We start from the raw sequence: 15,618 nt of genomic DNA, 5'->3' as shown, positions 1-15,618 counted from the left end.
GCGTTGCGAAGCGCCTTGAGGGAGGTTGGAGATCAGGCCTTGAGGAACGCCTTCACGGCCTCTCGCCTGGGCTGGGGCTCGATAGCCCCTTCGGTGCGGCCCACGAGGGTGGCGCAGGCCGAGGCAAAGCGAAGCAGGTCTTCGATCGGACCAGGTCCGGCGACGCCAGCACCGCCCGGTGCCGGAGCTTCGAGCAGCTCAGGCCGGCGGCAGAGGCCATCCAGCAGGGCTGCCGTGAAGGCTTGACGGACGCCCAGAGGATGGCTGGGAACATGCTCCTCGGCGGGCGACAGGGTGCCTTGGCGACCGCCCAGGCACCAGCGCACGGTTCCCTTGCACCCCGTCACCAGAACGGCCGGGCGCTTGGCCAGCGCGCCATGAATGGTTGCGGGATCGGCGCTGCTGAAGAAGGCCTTGGCCTCCCCGGCGGACGCCAGGATCAGGGTGGCCTTCTCGCCGAGGGGCCGGAAACGGCGCAGCACTTCGGCCGATGGGGCCGCATCCGGAGCAAGGCCCCAGAAACCGGGGCACCAATCGATGTCCAGGGCGATGCCAAGTCCCTGGGCCGTGGCCCGCTTGAGCAGCAGATCCAGTGCCATGGCGCTCGGGCCGCTGACGAGGGCATTGGTGCTGATGAGCAGCCAGCGGGCTTCCCGGAGCAGGGGCTTCACCGATTCAGCCAGTGTGGCGGGAACCACAGCGCTGTCGGCGAAGCCCTGGCCCCTGTCGCCCAGGAAGTCGTCGAGGCAAAGCTCCCCACCTGGCTTCCATTGCAGCCGGGCTACCCGTGTTGGACGTTTCGGATCCGTCTGCAGCGCCGGCGTGCTCACCTGTCGTCGTTCGAACAGCTCCAGCAGTTGCCGGCCGAGCGGATCGTCGCCGATCCGGCCCAGGAAGCTGGCCGGGGTACCCAGGCGGGTGACCCCGCAGGCCACGCTGGCCGCGGAGCCTCCCGGACGATCCAGTGTGTTCGCTTTGTTCTCGGTATCGGGCCTGTTGATGCGATGGATCAGGGCTTCGCCGAAGCAGAGCACACGGGGTTGGTCGTGGGATTCCAGGCTCAGGGGATGGATGGTGATGGGTTTGGTGGTTGTGATGTTGGACATAGGCAAGACGTGGAGTGGGTGGGCGAAATTCGGAGATCGGATGGCAAGTTGGAGAGAACGAGCGACATCCGCAATCAGCTCTGGCTCTTGACGTAGGCGTGGAAGCGATCGGACACGGACTGCAACGCCTCGTCGGTCTGCTCAAGCACGTTGGACCATGCGTCCTGGGTGCTGTGTTGCAGCTCCTGCAACTGTGAGCTGGCCGCATCGCGGGCGGCCCTGAGCTCCTCGAGCTTGCTCTCGGATTCGTCGCGAATGCTTTCTGTCAGCTGTTTGGCCTGGTGTTGCAGCTGATCGATCTTGTCCGACAGTTCCTTCATCTGGGACTGCCGCTTGTCGAGAATGGCCTGGCGCAGGCGTTCGTCGACGTTGGCCATCTCCTGGGAAGAGTGGTTGATGGTGGGTTGTTGGGTGGTCATGGATGGATTCTCTTGCGATATGACAACCGGAACGACCGACACCCCTTTCGCAATGGCCTTAAGGGCCGTTGGCCTGCTCACGACGACAGGCGAAATGCTCAAGCGAAACGAAAGACGAATTCGTAAAGGAAGGGGCAGAGCACGTGATCAAGGCAAGGAAGAGCTGTTTCCTGAGCCTGGAAGTCCTGAGGACGACCATCGTGCAAGCTGGATTGTTCCAGTCAATTAATCCTATCACGATGGAGCGGATTACTAGCAGTGTGTTGGGTCATCTTTTCGAAGATCCAATAGGTTCGATGGCTCAGATCACAAGCTCTCAAATGGATTCGAAGGATCTTGCGACGACTGGTCAGAAGATCTGATCAATGCCCCTGTTCTGGCTTGGTTCCGCATGCCGACATCGCTGAGGTCCATTGCAGCAACAAACATTTCGCGTCCAGAGCCTGACCCATGCCTGGGTTTCAGTGCGGGGTCTGCGAATGCGTGAACGCCTCAACCACGATCGTGGCGGCTGCGGCGATCACCCCCTCCTGCGCCTGGGCGGCCGGATCGGCCTGGGTATGGAAGATCGCCAGCACGATCGGCGCACGGTCCGGCGGCCAGACCACGGCCACGTCGTTGGCGGTGCCGTACACGCCGCAACTGCCCGTCTTGTCGCCCACACGCCAGCCCGTCGGCACCCCGGCCCGCACCCTCCGGTCGCCGGTGGTGTTGCCGATCAGCCAGTCCTGCAGTCGACGGCGCTGGGGCGAGCCCAGGGCGGTGCCGAGCACCAGGGCCTGGAGGCTGCTGCCCATGCCGGCGGGGGTGTCGGTGTCGCGGGGATCGCCGGGGATGGCGGAGTTGAGGTCGGTTTCCCAGCGATCGAGCCGGAAGGTCCGGTTGCCGATGGAGCGGGCGAAGGCGGTCAGGCCCGCGGGGCCGCCCAGGCGTGCCATCAGCTGGTTGGCGGCGGTGTTGTCGCTGTATTGGACGGTGGCGGCGGCCATCTCCGCCACTGTCAGGCCGTCCTCGAGGTGCTGCTCGGCGATCGGCGAGTAGGTCACCAGATCCTGGCGGCCGAAGCGGATCCGCTGCTCCAGGAAGCCGGGCTCCCGCTGGCTCCTGTGGAGTACGGCCGCCGCCAGGATCGCCTTGAAGGTGCTGCAGACGGGAAAGCGTTCGTCGGCCCGATGCCCGATGCGGGTGCCGCTGGCGGTGTCGATGGCGAACACCCCCAGCCGGCCGCCCGAGCGGGCTTCCAGGGCCGCCAGGCCGGTTTCCGCCGTGGCGGGCGCCGCCGCTACCAGGGCTGCGGCCAGGGCCAGGGTGTTGAGGGGTTCCATCGGGTTCATCATCCCTGCGGCGGACCCAGGACGGACTCCAGCTTCTCCAGCAGCTCGGCGGCCTCCCGCTCGCCGGAGAGGCCGTCCACCACGATCGGGGGCCGGCGCTCGCTCCAGAGGATCACCCGGGGGGGCGGACCCGGCAGCAGCAGCGCCCCGGTGATCAGCCGCAGCGGCAGGCTGCGGCTGGGCTGGCCAGGGCGGCGGAGGCTGAGCTGGTCGTCCGTCAGGCAGAGCTCCTGCGGGCTCCACTGCCGGTAGCTGCCGATGCCTGCCGCGCCAAGGGCGGCGACCACCAGCAGGGTCTGGATCACGGTCCACTCCGGCAGGGCCAGTGACAGCAGGCCCGGCAGGGAGAGATCCAGCACCAGGGTGGTGGATTCGCTCAGGCCCAGGCGCGGCCCGAACATCCAGACCAGAAAGCCGCCGTACTTCACCATCACGGTGTTGAGCACGGCGACGAACAGCAGGTAGCTGCCCTGCTGGGCAAAGGAGCGCCACCACTGCGCCGCGCCCACGCCGCGGCGGCTGCGGACCAGGCGTGTGGCGGAAGACCCCGTTTCCAGCCTCCAGACATCGTCCGGCTGCGGCCCGCCCGGCCGGGCTGCGGCGAGCTGCCGGGCGTTGAGGGCGCCGGCCAGGTGCAGGGGAACCCCCAGGTCGGCGGCCAGGGCGTGGGCCTGCTGCCAGGCGCCGGACAAGCTTGTGGCGCGGGCCAGCAGGTGCTCCGCGGCGGGATCGGCCATGGCCAGACACAGATCCCAGCCGAGGGGCCGCTCCCCCAGCGGCGGCAGCTCCAGGTTGGCCCGGCGGATCCGTACGGCCGTGATGGCGGCCCGGTCCAACTCCAGCCGCTCGCTTCCCCCGGCCGTGTCCGCGAACAGGCGGATCCGCTGGCCCCAGCTCTGCAGCAGCACCCGTCGCTGCACCGGCGCGGCGTAGCCGAAGCTGGCCATCAGCCACTCCATCGGCAGCAGGAACAGCAGCAGGGCGATCACATAGGCCACGGCCCCCTGGAGGCTGGCCAGCAGGCAGAGGCCGGAGAACAGCAGGAAGGCCAGCAGGCTGACGAGCGGGTTGGCGGGGGCCTCGTCCTCGATCAGCTCCCGCCAGATCATGCGCTCGAGGGCCAGGGCCAACCCCTGCACGACGCGGCGGAGCAGCACCAGCGGGGTGAGCAGCAGGCCCAGTCCGTTGCGCCGGGCGCCGCGAACCGTGGCGTGGAACGCGATCAATCCGCCAGCAGGGGCAGGCCGGCCGGTGGGACCGTGAGCAGCAGGAGGCGCTCACCGGCCACCTGCTGCTTGAAGCGCCGCCACTGGGGGGAGGCGATCACCTCCTGACTGACCGCCTGGGCGAGGCGCTGGCTGGCCAGGACATCACTGGGGTAGTGCAGGGCGCAGTAGGCGCGCACGTATCCCCCCTGAAGACCCACCGGCAGCAGCCGCTCCCGGCGCTCCGGCAGCAGGTCGGCCAGCAGCAGGGATGCGGTGCCAAACCAGGTGGCGTGGCCGCTGGGGAATGACCAGGAGCCCTCCAGGGGCAGGCAGGGCTTCAGATCCGGGTGGCTCAGGAAGGGGCGGGGACGGGCCACCCCATCCTTGATCTGATCCTTCAGCCCATCGGCCCGCTCCAGAAAGGCCGGCAGGCCCGCGTAGAGGAGGGGGGCGGTCCGCGCCAGGTCGGCGCCCACGGCGGCATCGAAGACGCTGAGATGGCGGTTCAGGAAGCGCCAGCTGTGCACGATTCCCGCCGGCGTGCGGGTGCGCTGGTTCCAGCGCAGGATCGCCAGATCATCGAGTGCCAGGCGGCTGCCGGGGGCTGGTGGCTGGCCGATCACGGCGCGGTAGGCGGCCGGCTGGAGCACCAGGCCCGCCGCCGGGTCCGCCGGCTGGGCGGACGCCGGCCCCCCCAGCGCCAGCGAACCCGGCAGCAGGGCGGTCTGCAGCAGCAGGAGGCTGGACAGCCAATGTCCCGGGCGCAGGGTGTTCATGGCTCCGGTGCCGTCGCTGGGGTGGCCGCACCGTAAGGGCGCTCCGGACGTCAGAACCGCTCGTCGCCGATGGCGGGCAGCACCAGCTCGCGAACAAAGGAGGCCGGGGACAGCTGCAGCAGGGCCGAGACGATCCGGATCACGTCGTGGAGCGGAATCTGCCGGCCCTCACCGCGCCCGGCGGCCGCCTCGGACGGCACCTCCAGGCCGTCGTCGGTGTTCAGGTAGCCCAGCTGCAGACAGGTCACCGCCAGCCGCTGGTCCCGGAAGCTCTCCCGCAGGGCATCGGCGATGCCGGTGAAGGCGAACTTTGAGGCGCCGAAGGTCACCTCCGGCTGCCCGCTCTGGCGCAGGCCGGAGGTGGAGCCCGTGAGGATCAGCTGGGGCCTGGGGGAGTCGAGCAGCCGCGGAATCAGCCGCCGGAGCAGCATCAGGGCACCGGTGATGTTGATGGCCACCATGGTGGCGATGCTGTCGTCGGGATCTTCCAGGAAGCTGTAGGCCTCGCTGAAGGCGTTCGCTTCCCAGACGCCGAGGTTGTAGATCAGCACATCCAGCTGGGCGGGGGCCTGCTGCTCGATCCACCGCACCGCCGGCAACGGCTCCGCCAGATCCGCCTCGATCCAGGCGAGCTCGACGTCCGCCGGCAGCCTCAGGCCATCGGGCCGTCGCCGCGAGACGCCGATCACCGTGTCGCCGGCACTGCCCAGACCCTCGACAAAGGCACGGCCAAGCCCGCGGCTGGCCCCGACCACCATCAGTTTCATGGACCCGTTCCAGCAGGGTTTGTCGATGTCCAGACCATGCTGGATCCCGTACCGGAAGCTGGGAACCCCCCGTACGCCCATGACGCGGTCCGCTCGTTCCTTGGTGGCCCTGTTCCGTTGGGGAACCGCCCTCGCCATGCTCCTGCTGGCCGATGGACAGCCGTCGGCGGCCGTCGATCACCAAGGCCAGTCACCACGGCCACGGCAGCAGGACTGGATCGCCCAGCCGTTGGGCGAGCGCTACACCCAGATCCCGGAGCAGGTGTGGGACTGGATCGACCAGGCCAACACCCTGGAGGCCAAGGGGCTCTATGGGCAGGCGGCGGCGCTGTGGGAAAAGATTCTGGCCTGGCGCGAAAAGGTGCAAGGTCCCGATCACCTCGACATGGCCGCCAGCCTCGACATCCTCTCGCGGCTGCACAGCAACCAGGGCGCCTACGCCAAAGCCCAGCCCCTCCTAATCCGCTCCTTGGCGATCAGGAACAAGGTGCTGGGACCTGATCACCCGTTGACCGCCCTGAGCCTCCACAATCTTGCTCAGCTGTATTCCAACCAAGGCGCCTACGCCAAGGCCGAGCCTCTCTATCTACGCGCCCTGGTGATCGCCGAAAAGGTGCTCGGGCCTAACCATGATGGTATCGGCCTTGGCCTGAACAGCCTTGGGGCTCTGTATGAGAGGCAGGGCGCCTACGCCAAGGCTGAGCCCCTCTATCTCCGCGCCCTGGCGATCAGTGAGAAGGCATTGGGCCCCGATCACCGCCAAACGGCCGTCAGTCTCAACTACCTTGCGAAGCTGTACATCGCCCAGGGTGCCTATCCCAAAGCTGAGCCCCTGTTTCGGCGCAGCCTGGCGATCAGCGAGAAGGAAATGGGAGCCAATCATCCCGATACCGCGGCCAGCCTTAACAATCTTGCTTTCTTGTATGAAATCCAGGGCGCCTTTTCTAGGGCCGAACCCCTCTACCTCCGCGCCCTGGCGATCAATGAGATGACGGTGGGACCCGAGCATCATTCAACCGCCACCAGCCTGAGTAACCTCGCCGCGCTGTACCGGAGCCAGGGCGCCTACGCCAAGGCGGAACCCCTGCTACGTCGCGCCCTGGCGATCAAAGAGAAGGCGCTCGGCTCCGACCACGCCGATACAGCCACCAGCCTCAATAACCTCGCCATGATCTACGACGATCCGGGCACCTACGCCAAGGCCGAGCCCCTGCTGCGTCGTGCCCTTGCCATCCATGAGAAGGCTCTGGGGCCCGATCACCCCACCACGGCCACCAACCTCAGCAACCTCGCGGTGCTGTACGACAATCAGGGCTTCTCCAACAAAGCCGAGCCGCTCCACCTTCGCGCTCTGGCGATCCGGGAGAAGGTGCTGGGTCCTGATCATCCCGATACCGCCGGTAGCCTCAATAATCTTGCGGATCTTTATCGTCTTCAGGGCGCCGATGCCAAGGCTGAGCCCCTGTTTCTCCGCTCCCTGGCGATCTACGAGAACGTGCTGGGGCGTGATCACCCCACGACGGCCACCAGCCTCAGCAACCTCGCCAAGTTGCACTTGAGCCAGGGGGCCGACGCCAAGGCGGAGCCGCTGTTGCGCCGTGGAATCGGCAGCCAGTCCCTGTTTCTGCAACGGGAGGCTCCCCTGCTGCCCCAGGCGCGGCGACTGCAACAGATCAAGGCCCTCGGCAGTGTCTGGGAAATCCCCTTTTCCCTTGTGGCCAGAGCTCCGGCCGGCGCCCCACTGGCCCTGTTCACGCGCTTGAACCGCCATGGCCTGCTGCAGGACATTGAACGGCGCCAGGCCCAGCTTGGCCGCGGCTCCCCTGGCCAGCAGAAGCTTGTGAGCCAGATAACGGCCATGACAGGCCGGCTGGCCGATGTGAACCTCAGCGAGCCGCAGCGGCAGAGCCTGCAGCAGGAGCGTGATCGGCTGGAGCAGGAGCTCTACCGCCAGCTACCGGCCCTGACCCCGCGACTGGTGGACACCGCCCAGGTGGCCGCTGCCCTGCCGCCTGATGGGGTGTTGATCGAATTCCAGCGCTTTCGCCCCTACGACGCCCGTCAACCGGAGGCCAGGAGCTGGGGAGAAGCGCGCTATCTGGCGATGCTGCTGTTCCCCGATGGGGCGACCCGTGCGGTGGACCTCGGCCCGGCGGCGGCCACCGATCCCCTGATCCAGCAGGCCCTGGCCGAAAGCCTGGCCCGCAACCGCCCCGCTGGACCGTTCTGGGCCCGGGTGAGCCAGAAGGTGCTGGGGCCCCTGCTGCCGCAGCTGGTGGGGCGGCGGCGTTGGTTTGTTTCACCCGATGGTGAGCTGAGCCGCATCCCGTTCACGGCGCTGCCTGCTCCCGCTGACAGCTTGAGCGGAGTTGAAGCCGATTCATCGGCCACCCTGGGCCAGCGCGTGCAGCTGCGGATCCTCACCAGCGGCCGTGATCTGCTCAGCCTGCCCAGCCCCGGACCAGGCGGCCAGCGTTCCCTTGTACTCGCCGATCCTGATTTCGGTGGCCCAGGCAAGTGGCAGCCCTTGCCCGCCACGGCCTCTGAGGGGAGCTGGATTGCCGAACGGCTCGGGGCGGCGCTCTATCAGGGATCCGCCGCCACCACCGGCGTGTTGCAGCAGGCGCGCGGCCCCAGGGTGTTGCACATCGCCAGCCACGGGTTCTTCACCACGGGCAGCGGCGACCCGCTGCTGAACAGCGGCATCGTGCTGGCGGGCGCCAACCGCAACCGCACGGCCGACGATGACGGCTATCTCACCGCCAAGGAGGCGGCCCAGCTGCAGCTTGATGGCACCGAGCTGGTGGTGCTCTCCGCCTGCGACACCGCCTCCGGCAGCCTGCAGACGGGCGAAGGGGTCTATGGCCTGCAGCGGGCCCTCACCGTGGCCGGCGCCCGCTCCACCCTGCTGTCCCTGTGGAAAGTGGATGATGACGCCACGGCGGCGTTCATGCAGCGGTACGTCGCCCTGCTCAAGAAGGGGATCGGTCGAATGGACGCGCTAGCGACGGTGCAGCAGGAGTTCCGCAGCAATCCGCCAGAGCCGGACTGGGCCGACCACAAGTTCTGGGCCGCCTGGCAGCTCACGGGCGACGGGGGGGCGGTTCCTGGATTGTGAGCCAAGCTCTGCACACCAGGCAAACTGATGCAACGGTTGGCAGCGGTTGTTTTCACCCATGCGAAACCAACGGGGGTCTGCGGCACTGGGCGCTCTGCTGATCACAGCACCGCAGCTCGTGTCGGTGGCCCCTGGAGCCGCTGCCGCTGAACTGGACAGCACGGTGGCGTCCATCGCCAGCCAGCTCCGCCAGAGCTGGAAAGCGGATCCAGCCACCGCGAAGCTGCCCTGGCCGGCCATCGACGTGCTTCCCGCCGGCCAGACGCCTCTACCGATCTGCCCTGGGGCCACCGCGACGGCCATCGTGGCAACGGGAGCGCAGACTCCGGCCCTGTATTGCGCCGCCAGCGGCAAAGTACTGCTGGATCGCACCAGGCTGGCGAAGGAGGCCAGCCGCCATGGGGAGTGGGGGGTGGTCTATTGGGTCGGGGTCGGCCTGGGCAAGGCCATCCTTGGCAACCGGGCCGCGTCGGTTCTGCCACCTGCCGCCGCCAACCTTCAGGCCAACTGCCTGGCGGGGGTGTTGATCGGTGGCACCAACTTGCAACCCAAGCCCCAGGATCCCCCCATGCCAGATCAGCTCATTGCCCCGGCCAACGGGGCCTACGGCACCGCCGCGGCCGAGCAGATGGGGACCCGCAGCCAGCGCTCCTATGCCTTGCTCACCGGCCTCGGGGTGACGGATCTGGGCAGCTGCTCCGACGGATCAATGGCCCAGCTCGCCAAGGACCAGGTGCCCGATCCAGCGCTGCTGAGCGAGCTGGCCAAGGGAAGGGATCGGGCTGCGTTCAACACGATGGCGGTGATGAATCGGCGCTGCAGGAGGCTGCCCAACTCGCCCTGCCCAAGGCGAGTGCCCAGTTTCACTGGCCAGAAGTAAGCCAACACCCCAGCCCGTGAGCAGCGAATCCCCGATCAAGTCACCGAGAGACAGTGAGAAGCTGCCCAAGAAAGGGATGCCCGGCGCCGGTGCCGGAGCGGGCCCGTTCCGTATCCCTGCCTGGATGCGCTCGCCATCGCTGCACGAATGGGTCAGGACCCTGGGCATCATCATCGCCGCTTCCTGGGGGATCTACACCTTTGTCTGGAAGGAGATCTATGTGCCGTCCCAGGCGCCAGCCAGCATCAGTCTTCAGATCAGCCTGACGCCGATCGCCGCTGATGGGCAGGGCGATCGACCGCAACCATCACTGCAACGGGAGCTGAAGGTCAGTGCCACCAATGCCAGCAATCGCAGGCTCTATCTGCTCAACAGTTTCTGGGAGTTGTTCCCGATTCGCCGCCAGGTGCTGAATCGATCCACCTTTACTGATCGGGCCAAAGGACCTTTTGATGTCATTCAGGTGGAGCGGGGCGCCGAGCTGCAGCCCTACCCAACCGAAGCAGCTGGGAAGTTGTTCGTGGACGACCACATCAATCCCGGTGAAACGATTCATCGGTCCCTGATCGTTTCCCTGCCCTCTGGGTCCTATGCCGCCCAAGTCGACGTTTTGGTTCCCGTCCTGACGCGGCAGCCACCCAAGGGGAACGGTCTGTTGGGTGGCAGAAGTTTGGAATGGGGCTACGACAAGAATGATGTCGTCATTCCATTGCTTTGCATGGAAGGCAACCCAAGCGACTGTCTTCGTCTGGATGATTCTGAGAAGCAGCACGTTCAGATGGATCGAAAGCTCAAGGCGTTTGATCCGAACTACTTTTTGAATGAGCAGAGTGTGCAGGTGGGGCTGCCAGGCGGGTTGTAGGCCAGGTCCAGGTGAGCACGCCCGTTTCGGCTGCTCTAGGGCAGGCGACGGGCGCCACCCATTGGTCCACGCTTGCCATCGGGCCCCAGAAGCCAGAAACGAATGGCATCGCCGCTCACCTCAAACTCCTCGAGGATCTTCCGTCCAAGGGTGGCTGGATCCGATGGGAAGAGGATCCGCCAGGTCCGGCGGGAGCCCTCGCAGGTTCCCTCCCAGGCGCCGGCGGCGGTGGCACCGGCCTCGGACAGGATCCACACCAGGTGATGGCGACCGTCGGCCAGCTTCGTCACCACCGCCCTGCCGGGCTTGCTGGGGGCCACGTAGTCCCACGTGCCCAGCGCCGCCTCACAGGGTGGTGTTGCCGGGGCAGCCCAGGAGGGCGTTGAGCCCAGCGTCAGAACCATTGCCGCAGTGAGAAGTCGGCGTCGCATGGGCGGCTCCGGAGATGACTGGCGTCCAGGGCGACTGTAGGGGCGGTCGTCCGTGCAGCCGCCCGCCGCGGACAGCCTCATCCCGGCCCCTCGGGCTAGAAGGGTGCAAAGGAGGAGCACAAGGGGTGGATCTCGAGCGCCTTCAGAAGCTGTTCACGGCCCCGCTGCTGCCGCTGGGTCGCCAGAGCTTCTCCCTTCTCTGGGTCGTGGAGGTGCTGCTGCTGCTGCTGGCCGTGAGCCTGGCGGCGCGGTGGCTGAAGCGGTTGCTGGCCGGACGGGTGCTGCGCTGGTTCTCCCTGCCGGAGGGGCGGCGCGAGGCGGTGGCCACCCTCTTCTCCATGGGGCTGGCGGCCCTGGGCTATGTGGTGGTGGCCCAGGGGATGGGGCTCGACATCGGCGCCCTCGCCGTGATCTTCGGGGCCCTCGGGGTGGGCATCGGCTTCGGCCTGCAGGAGCTCACCCGCAACCTCACCAGTGGCCTCACCCTGCTGATGGAGGGGAAGCTGAAGGTGGGCGATCAGATCGAGTTCGGCGACACCAGCGGCTTCATCCGTGAGATCTCGATCCGCTCCACCGTGATCCGCACCTTCCAGGGCGCCGAGATCGTGGTGCCCAATTCTGCCATCACCAATGCGCCGGTGAAGAACCTCAGCTACCTGAGCTCCGATGGCCGGGTGGATGTGGAGGTGACGGTGGCCCACGGCAGCGACCCCCTGGCCGTGACCGAGGTGCTGCTGGATGCCGCCCTGGCCGAACCGACGGTGCTGGCCGATCCGCCGCCGAAGGTGCTGCTGCACGGGCTCCAGGGCCAGGGGATGGCGTTCGAGCTCTGGGCCTGGACCTCGGCGATCCACGCCAGCCTCAGCCTGCGCAGCTCGCTGAATTACGCGATCGAGCAGGGGCTGCGCGAGCGCCGCATCGAACTGGCCGGCTCCCGCCAGCAGATCCAGCTGCTCTCCTCCAGGCGCGCCGGGCAAGAGGAGCGAGCCGGCCCGGACTGGCGCCCCCTGCGGACCTCCCTGCCAGACCATCCCTGCTACAGCAGCATGGACGATCGGCGTCTGCGGGAACTGGTGGGCAGCGGCGCCCGCCGTCTGGTGCCCGCCGGCACGGTGCTGGTGCGCCAGGGGGAGGAGGGCCGCTCCTTCCATCTGGTGCTGAGCGGCGCAGTGGATGCGATCCACGAAACCGACCGGGTGAGCCGCAAGCTGTTCACCTTCACCGCCGGGGAGTTCTTCGGCGAACTGCCGCTGCTGCTGCAGGTGCCTTACCCCACCACCATGGTGGCGACCGAGGACACGACGCTGTTCGTCGTTCCCAGCGGCAGCTTCCGCGCCCTGCTGGCCTCACGGCCCGAATTCGCCGACACCGTCGCCCGGGAGGTGGCGCGCCGCAGCGACGTGCTGCGTAGCTACGAGGACTGCCTGCGCCAGCGCGGCCTGCTCGAGGACGCCGACATGGGCCACCCCCTGCAGTGGTTCCGCGAGCGGCTGCGGCGGGTACTGGCCGGACGCCCCGCGGCGGCGTCGGTGGAAACGGAGGCCGGCTGAGCGCTCAGGCCGAACGGTACTGGAAGATCACGGGCAACGCCTTGAGCCCACGCAGCTCCAGGTTGTCCTGATACGCCAAAGGCTCACCGGTGAGGCGCAGTCCTGAGCAGCGCCGCAGCAGCGCCGTGAAGGCGACCTGGGCCTCCATCCGTGCCAGGGCCGCCCCGAGGCAGACATGGGGTCCATGGCCGAACGCCAGGTGCACGTCGGGCCTGCGGCGCACGTCGAGCCGGTCGGGGTCGGGGAAGCGGTCCGGGTCGCGATTGGCGGCCGCGAACATCAGGTACACCAGCTGGCCCTTGCGGATCGAGCGGCCGCCGATCGTCAGATCCTCCCCCGCCTCGCGGTACATGAACTGGACGGTGCCGTCGTAGCGGAGAAACTCCTCGATCGCGCTGGGAATCAGGGACGGGTCATCCAGCAGCAGCTGCAGCTGATCGGGGTGGCGCAGCAGGGCCAGCAGGCCGTTGCCGATCAGGTGGGTGGTGGTCTCGTGGCCGGCCGCCAGGAGCAGATTGGCGTTGGCGATCAGCTCCGTCTCGCTGAGCCGATCGCCGTCAATGTCGGCGTGCACCAGCAGGCTCAGCAGATCGTCGCCGGGCAAGGTCCGGCGCTTTTCGAATTCGGCGCGGAAGAACGCGGTCAGCTCGTGGGTGCTCTGCAGGGCCCGCTGGTACTGCTCGGGGGTCACGGCGGAGGGATCGGTGCCGAAGATCGCCGAAAAGTCGTCCGACCAGCGCTTCAGTTGATCCAGCTCTCCAGTTTCCAGGCCGAGCAGACGGGCGATGACCCGGGCCGGCAGCGGGAAGGCGAAGTCGGCGATCACATCGAAGCGGCCCTGCTCCGGCAGCCGATCCAGCAGTTCGCCAACCATGGCTTCAACGGCCGACCGCTGGGCCTCCACGGCCCGTGGCGTGAACACCTTGGCCACCAGGGCGCGCAGCCGGTGGTGGCGCTCCGGATTGGTGATGTTCATCTGGGCCCCGATGACCTCGAAGAGGGGCTGCAGTTCGGGGCGTCCGGCCCGCTCGCCCATGCCGCCGGCGCGATCGGAGCGCAGCCGGGGGTCGTGCGTCGCCGCCACCACGTCGTCGTAGCGCGTCAGCACCCAGGCCCCGAATGGTTCATGCCAGTGGACCGGGTCGGTCCGGCGCAACTCGGCGTAGGTCGGGTAGGGATCGACCAGCATCGCCGGGCTGAACAGGTCTGTCGTCATGGTTGATGACACTCACGGATGACGGTATCGAGATCTTCCCCGATGTTGCTCGGTCAGCCTGGAATCACGCCGAGCTGCTGAAGCATCCCGTAGGTATCCACGATGATCCAGTCTTCCTCAATCTTGCCGTTCGCGATGCGGTAGATCGCCTGACCGGACACGCAGACGCGATTGTTTGTTGGTGGAATTCCGTTGAATTCCCCTTGGTGGGTGCCTTCGGCCGACCAGCGCAGGGAGACTCGGTCTGCTTCTCCGAGCAGATCGTGGACCTGCATGTGCAGGTCGGGAAACGCTGCGACGAGCGCTCCGATGTAGGCCTTGGCGGCCTCTGGCCCGTTCGCAAGATGGGGAGCCGATGGATCGTGCATGGTGAAGGTGGCCGAGCAAAGCTCATCAATCACTGCGAAATTGCGCGCGTTCCATCCTTCCGCGATGAGTCGGCGGATGATGTTTTTGTTCTCCTCTGACATGTGGCTTTACTCCTTTATGGAACCGCTAACGTGGCCTAACGTTCGAGGTAACCGGGCGCTGGTGGCCTGCCATTGGCACTCCGGTTGACCGAGGGGTTAGGCGTCGGCGACAAGAGCTTACTCCGCAGTGAAGGTCTGAACATGTTTCATGACACGGGCTGCAAGCGCGAAGAGATCGTGTCCAGAGATTTGATGGCTCTCGGAAAGAGCGAACACTTCTTCAGCATGATCAATCCGTCGCGAGCCCGGGTCCGGATATCGACCGGCCCAGGTTGTGAAATGCGTTAGCGCCTTGAGCGTAGCTCGCTCTTTGTCAGTAACCTGCGGCAGGAACTCGGCAAGTTCAACCAAGTCGTGGTGAAAATAGTCTTTCTCCCGCGCGATGAACTCTTCGGCGCCATGCCTCAATATGTGCATTGCTTTGAGGCATGTTTCGAGGCTATAGCCAACAAGCATGAGCGCGACTGCGGAGTACTGGCAATCGCACATTCCACGGATAGACAGAGGCATCGATTCCCACGTCGGCTCGAACTGAACAAGTACCTTTGCCGCTTCGCTAAGTGCATTTGCTTGACTGAGCCAAAGAATCGGTGACTTAAGGTCTTCCCTCGTTGGCTCTTCGCTTGGCCGTTCGATCATGCCAGCGAACAGTAACGCCGTCTGCCACTTATGCCAGGCAAGGCCACTGTATCCAATGGGGTCAGCGGTGAATGCCGCACGGTCTGGTCCGATCATGGTTCTCCAATGACGGAATGGCTGAGTAGTGGATTCCGACGCCTAACACCCCACTCAGCCGCGGGCAGAAATGTCAAGTTCAAGAACTTTATTCGGATCAAGCAGTAGCGCTTCCCATCTGCTGTAGTGGGATGTTGGACTGTTCGACCTATCTGGGTGCTCTAATCCATCCAGCCGAGATCGCCTCTTGTTCGGTGCAGAACCACTGCTCTCCCTTCTCAGGGCTGATCTTTGTGATCTCATAATCCTCCATGCCAACTACATGGTAAATTCTCCTGCCGGATTCAATGGATACATTCCCTTTCACAAGACATCCAGGCTTTGTTATTGATTCCACTATTCCTGGATTATATCCTGAGCAGAACCGGAGACCAAGAGCAATAAGACCGGCGACGAACGCTAAACTTCCAATCCTTTGCAAGAATGAGATCATCCTGATGTTGGTCGTATTGTATGAACGTTGGGATGAGGGCCGAAGTCGAGGCACATTCTCGGCTCCTGGTAACTGTACCAGCTCTAGAGGTGGTCATCAGCCGTAGTCTGGCCCGATGCTTAGGGCGACTTCCGCATTCCTGTATCTCCTGTATAGATAAAGCCTCAACTGCCTTTTAACTCGGCTTCAGTTCCTGTACTGGCACAGCCTTCGCCTTGATTTGACTTAACATGCTCTCCAATCATTCAAGGAAGGTCCTTGACCGTATTTGAATCATTGGATGACATATCACCGCAATCGACTAGGTCGAGAT

15 protein-coding genes are annotated in these 15,618 nt (G+C 65.8%); 4 read left to right on the top strand and 11 right to left on the bottom strand.

The window, feature by feature from the left end; genetic code table 11:
• Window positions 1-32: 32 nt before the first annotated feature.
• From KUG43_RS11080 to KUG43_RS11055, 6 genes are all read right to left on the bottom strand, one after another.
• Window positions 33-1,106, bottom strand: coding sequence for a PfkB family carbohydrate kinase (locus KUG43_RS11080; protein ID WP_216908935.1), 1,074 nt, complete (start codon window positions 1,104-1,106; stop codon window positions 33-35).
• Window positions 1,107-1,180: 74 nt separating this feature from the next.
• On the bottom strand, window positions 1,181-1,483 hold the full coding sequence (locus tag KUG43_RS11075; protein WP_216908933.1) for a sll1863 family stress response protein: 303 nt from the start codon (window positions 1,481-1,483) through the stop codon (window positions 1,181-1,183).
• Between the two features lie 503 nt (window positions 1,484-1,986).
• Window positions 1,987-2,859 (bottom strand): class A beta-lactamase, encoded by an 873-nt coding sequence (bla, locus tag KUG43_RS11070; RefSeq protein WP_502988604.1) that lies wholly within the window; start codon window positions 2,857-2,859, stop codon window positions 1,987-1,989.
• Complete coding sequence (locus tag KUG43_RS11065; protein ID WP_216908929.1) at window positions 2,859-4,085, bottom strand: hypothetical protein; 1,227 nt, start codon at window positions 4,083-4,085, stop codon at window positions 2,859-2,861. The genes bla and KUG43_RS11065 overlap by 1 nt, the downstream gene beginning before the upstream one ends.
• The gene (locus KUG43_RS11060; protein WP_216908927.1) at window positions 4,082-4,843 is read right to left on the bottom strand and encodes a phosphatase PAP2 family protein; all 762 of its coding nucleotides are present in this window, start codon (window positions 4,841-4,843) and stop codon (window positions 4,082-4,084) included. The genes KUG43_RS11065 and KUG43_RS11060 overlap by 4 nt, the downstream gene beginning before the upstream one ends.
• Before the next feature lie 50 nt (window positions 4,844-4,893).
• Entirely contained in the window at window positions 4,894-5,610 is a 717-nt protein-coding gene (locus KUG43_RS11055; RefSeq protein WP_216908925.1) for an SDR family NAD(P)-dependent oxidoreductase, read from the bottom strand.
• A 79-nt stretch (window positions 5,611-5,689) separates the two neighbouring features.
• Between KUG43_RS11055 and KUG43_RS11050 the strand changes: the two genes are divergently transcribed.
• Genes KUG43_RS11050 through KUG43_RS11040 form a run of 3 tightly spaced genes read left to right on the top strand, consistent with a single transcriptional unit; the run spans window position 5,690 to window position 10,470 of the window.
• Window positions 5,690-8,728: a CHAT domain-containing tetratricopeptide repeat protein gene (locus tag KUG43_RS11050; protein ID WP_216908923.1), complete on the top strand. Its 3,039-nt coding sequence runs from the start codon at window positions 5,690-5,692 to the stop codon at window positions 8,726-8,728.
• 58 nt (window positions 8,729-8,786) lie between these two features.
• A complete protein-coding gene (locus KUG43_RS11045) occupies window positions 8,787-9,608 on the top strand; it encodes a hypothetical protein (protein ID WP_216908921.1) in 822 nt (273 codons plus the stop codon).
• A gap of 16 nt (window positions 9,609-9,624) precedes the next feature.
• Window positions 9,625-10,470 (top strand): hypothetical protein, encoded by an 846-nt coding sequence (locus tag KUG43_RS11040; RefSeq protein WP_216908919.1) that lies wholly within the window; start codon window positions 9,625-9,627, stop codon window positions 10,468-10,470.
• 35 nt (window positions 10,471-10,505) lie between these two features.
• On the opposite strand, the gene KUG43_RS11035 is transcribed toward KUG43_RS11040, so the two are convergent.
• Window positions 10,506-10,901, bottom strand: a complete 396-nt coding sequence (locus KUG43_RS11035) for a hypothetical protein (RefSeq protein WP_216908917.1) — start codon at window positions 10,899-10,901, stop codon at window positions 10,506-10,508.
• Between the two features lie 125 nt (window positions 10,902-11,026).
• On the opposite strand from KUG43_RS11035, the gene KUG43_RS11030 reads away from it, so the two are divergent.
• A complete protein-coding gene (locus KUG43_RS11030; protein ID WP_216908915.1) occupies window positions 11,027-12,451 on the top strand; it encodes a mechanosensitive ion channel domain-containing protein in 1,425 nt (474 codons plus the stop codon).
• 4 nt (window positions 12,452-12,455) lie between these two features.
• Here KUG43_RS11030 and KUG43_RS11025 read toward each other — a convergent pair whose 3' ends face one another.
• The 4 genes from KUG43_RS11025 to KUG43_RS17475 all read right to left on the bottom strand — a co-directional run bounded on the left by KUG43_RS11025 (window position 12,456) and on the right by KUG43_RS17475 (window position 15,305).
• On the bottom strand, window positions 12,456-13,667 hold the full coding sequence (locus tag KUG43_RS11025) for a cytochrome P450 (RefSeq protein WP_216908913.1): 1,212 nt from the start codon (window positions 13,665-13,667) through the stop codon (window positions 12,456-12,458).
• Between the two features lie 53 nt (window positions 13,668-13,720).
• Window positions 13,721-14,137 carry an ester cyclase gene (locus KUG43_RS11020; protein WP_216908911.1) on the bottom strand — a complete coding sequence of 139 codons (417 nt, stop codon included), beginning with the start codon at window positions 14,135-14,137 and terminating at the stop codon, window positions 13,721-13,723.
• 117 nt (window positions 14,138-14,254) lie between these two features.
• Window positions 14,255-14,872 (bottom strand): hypothetical protein, encoded by a 618-nt coding sequence (locus KUG43_RS11015; RefSeq protein WP_216908910.1) that lies wholly within the window; start codon window positions 14,870-14,872, stop codon window positions 14,255-14,257.
• A 148-nt stretch (window positions 14,873-15,020) separates the two neighbouring features.
• Entirely contained in the window at window positions 15,021-15,305 is a 285-nt protein-coding gene (locus KUG43_RS17475) for a sunset domain-containing protein (RefSeq protein ID WP_502988603.1), read from the bottom strand.
• Between the last annotated feature and the right edge of the window lie 313 nt (window positions 15,306-15,618).

Source organism: Synechococcus sp. CCY 0621 (assembly GCF_019038465.1).
Classification (GTDB): domain Bacteria; phylum Cyanobacteriota; class Cyanobacteriia; order PCC-6307; family Cyanobiaceae; genus Cyanobium.
The sequence above is the reverse complement of the archived record's forward strand: the minus strand, read 5'-3'. Positions and strand labels throughout refer to the sequence as shown.

Coding starts and splice junctions, on each gene's coding strand:
- KUG43_RS11050 (WP_216908923.1), top strand. CDS start 5,690: ATGACGCGGTCCGCTCGTTCCTTGGTGGCCCTGTTCCGTTGGGGAACC.
- KUG43_RS11020 (WP_216908911.1), bottom strand. CDS start 14,137: ATGTCAGAGGAGAACAAAAACATCATCCGCCGACTCATCGCGGAAGGA.
- KUG43_RS11025 (WP_216908913.1), bottom strand. CDS start 13,667: ATGACGACAGACCTGTTCAGCCCGGCGATGCTGGTCGATCCCTACCCG.
- KUG43_RS11075 (WP_216908933.1), bottom strand. CDS start 1,483: ATGGCCAACGTCGACGAACGCCTGCGCCAGGCCATTCTCGACAAGCGG.
- KUG43_RS11060 (WP_216908927.1), bottom strand. CDS start 4,843: ATGAACACCCTGCGCCCGGGACATTGGCTGTCCAGCCTCCTGCTGCTG.
- KUG43_RS17475 (WP_502988603.1), bottom strand. CDS start 15,305: ATGATCTCATTCTTGCAAAGGATTGGAAGTTTAGCGTTCGTCGCCGGT.
- KUG43_RS11035 (WP_216908917.1), bottom strand. CDS start 10,901: ATGCGACGCCGACTTCTCACTGCGGCAATGGTTCTGACGCTGGGCTCA.
- KUG43_RS11055 (WP_216908925.1), bottom strand. CDS start 5,610: ATGAAACTGATGGTGGTCGGGGCCAGCCGCGGGCTTGGCCGTGCCTTT.
- KUG43_RS11080 (WP_216908935.1), bottom strand. CDS start 1,106: ATGTCCAACATCACAACCACCAAACCCATCACCATCCATCCCCTGAGC.
- KUG43_RS11045 (WP_216908921.1), top strand. CDS start 8,787: ATGCGAAACCAACGGGGGTCTGCGGCACTGGGCGCTCTGCTGATCACA.
- KUG43_RS11015 (WP_216908910.1), bottom strand. CDS start 14,872: ATGATCGGACCAGACCGTGCGGCATTCACCGCTGACCCCATTGGATAC.
- bla (WP_502988604.1), bottom strand. CDS start 2,859: ATGAACCCGATGGAACCCCTCAACACCCTGGCCCTGGCCGCAGCCCTG.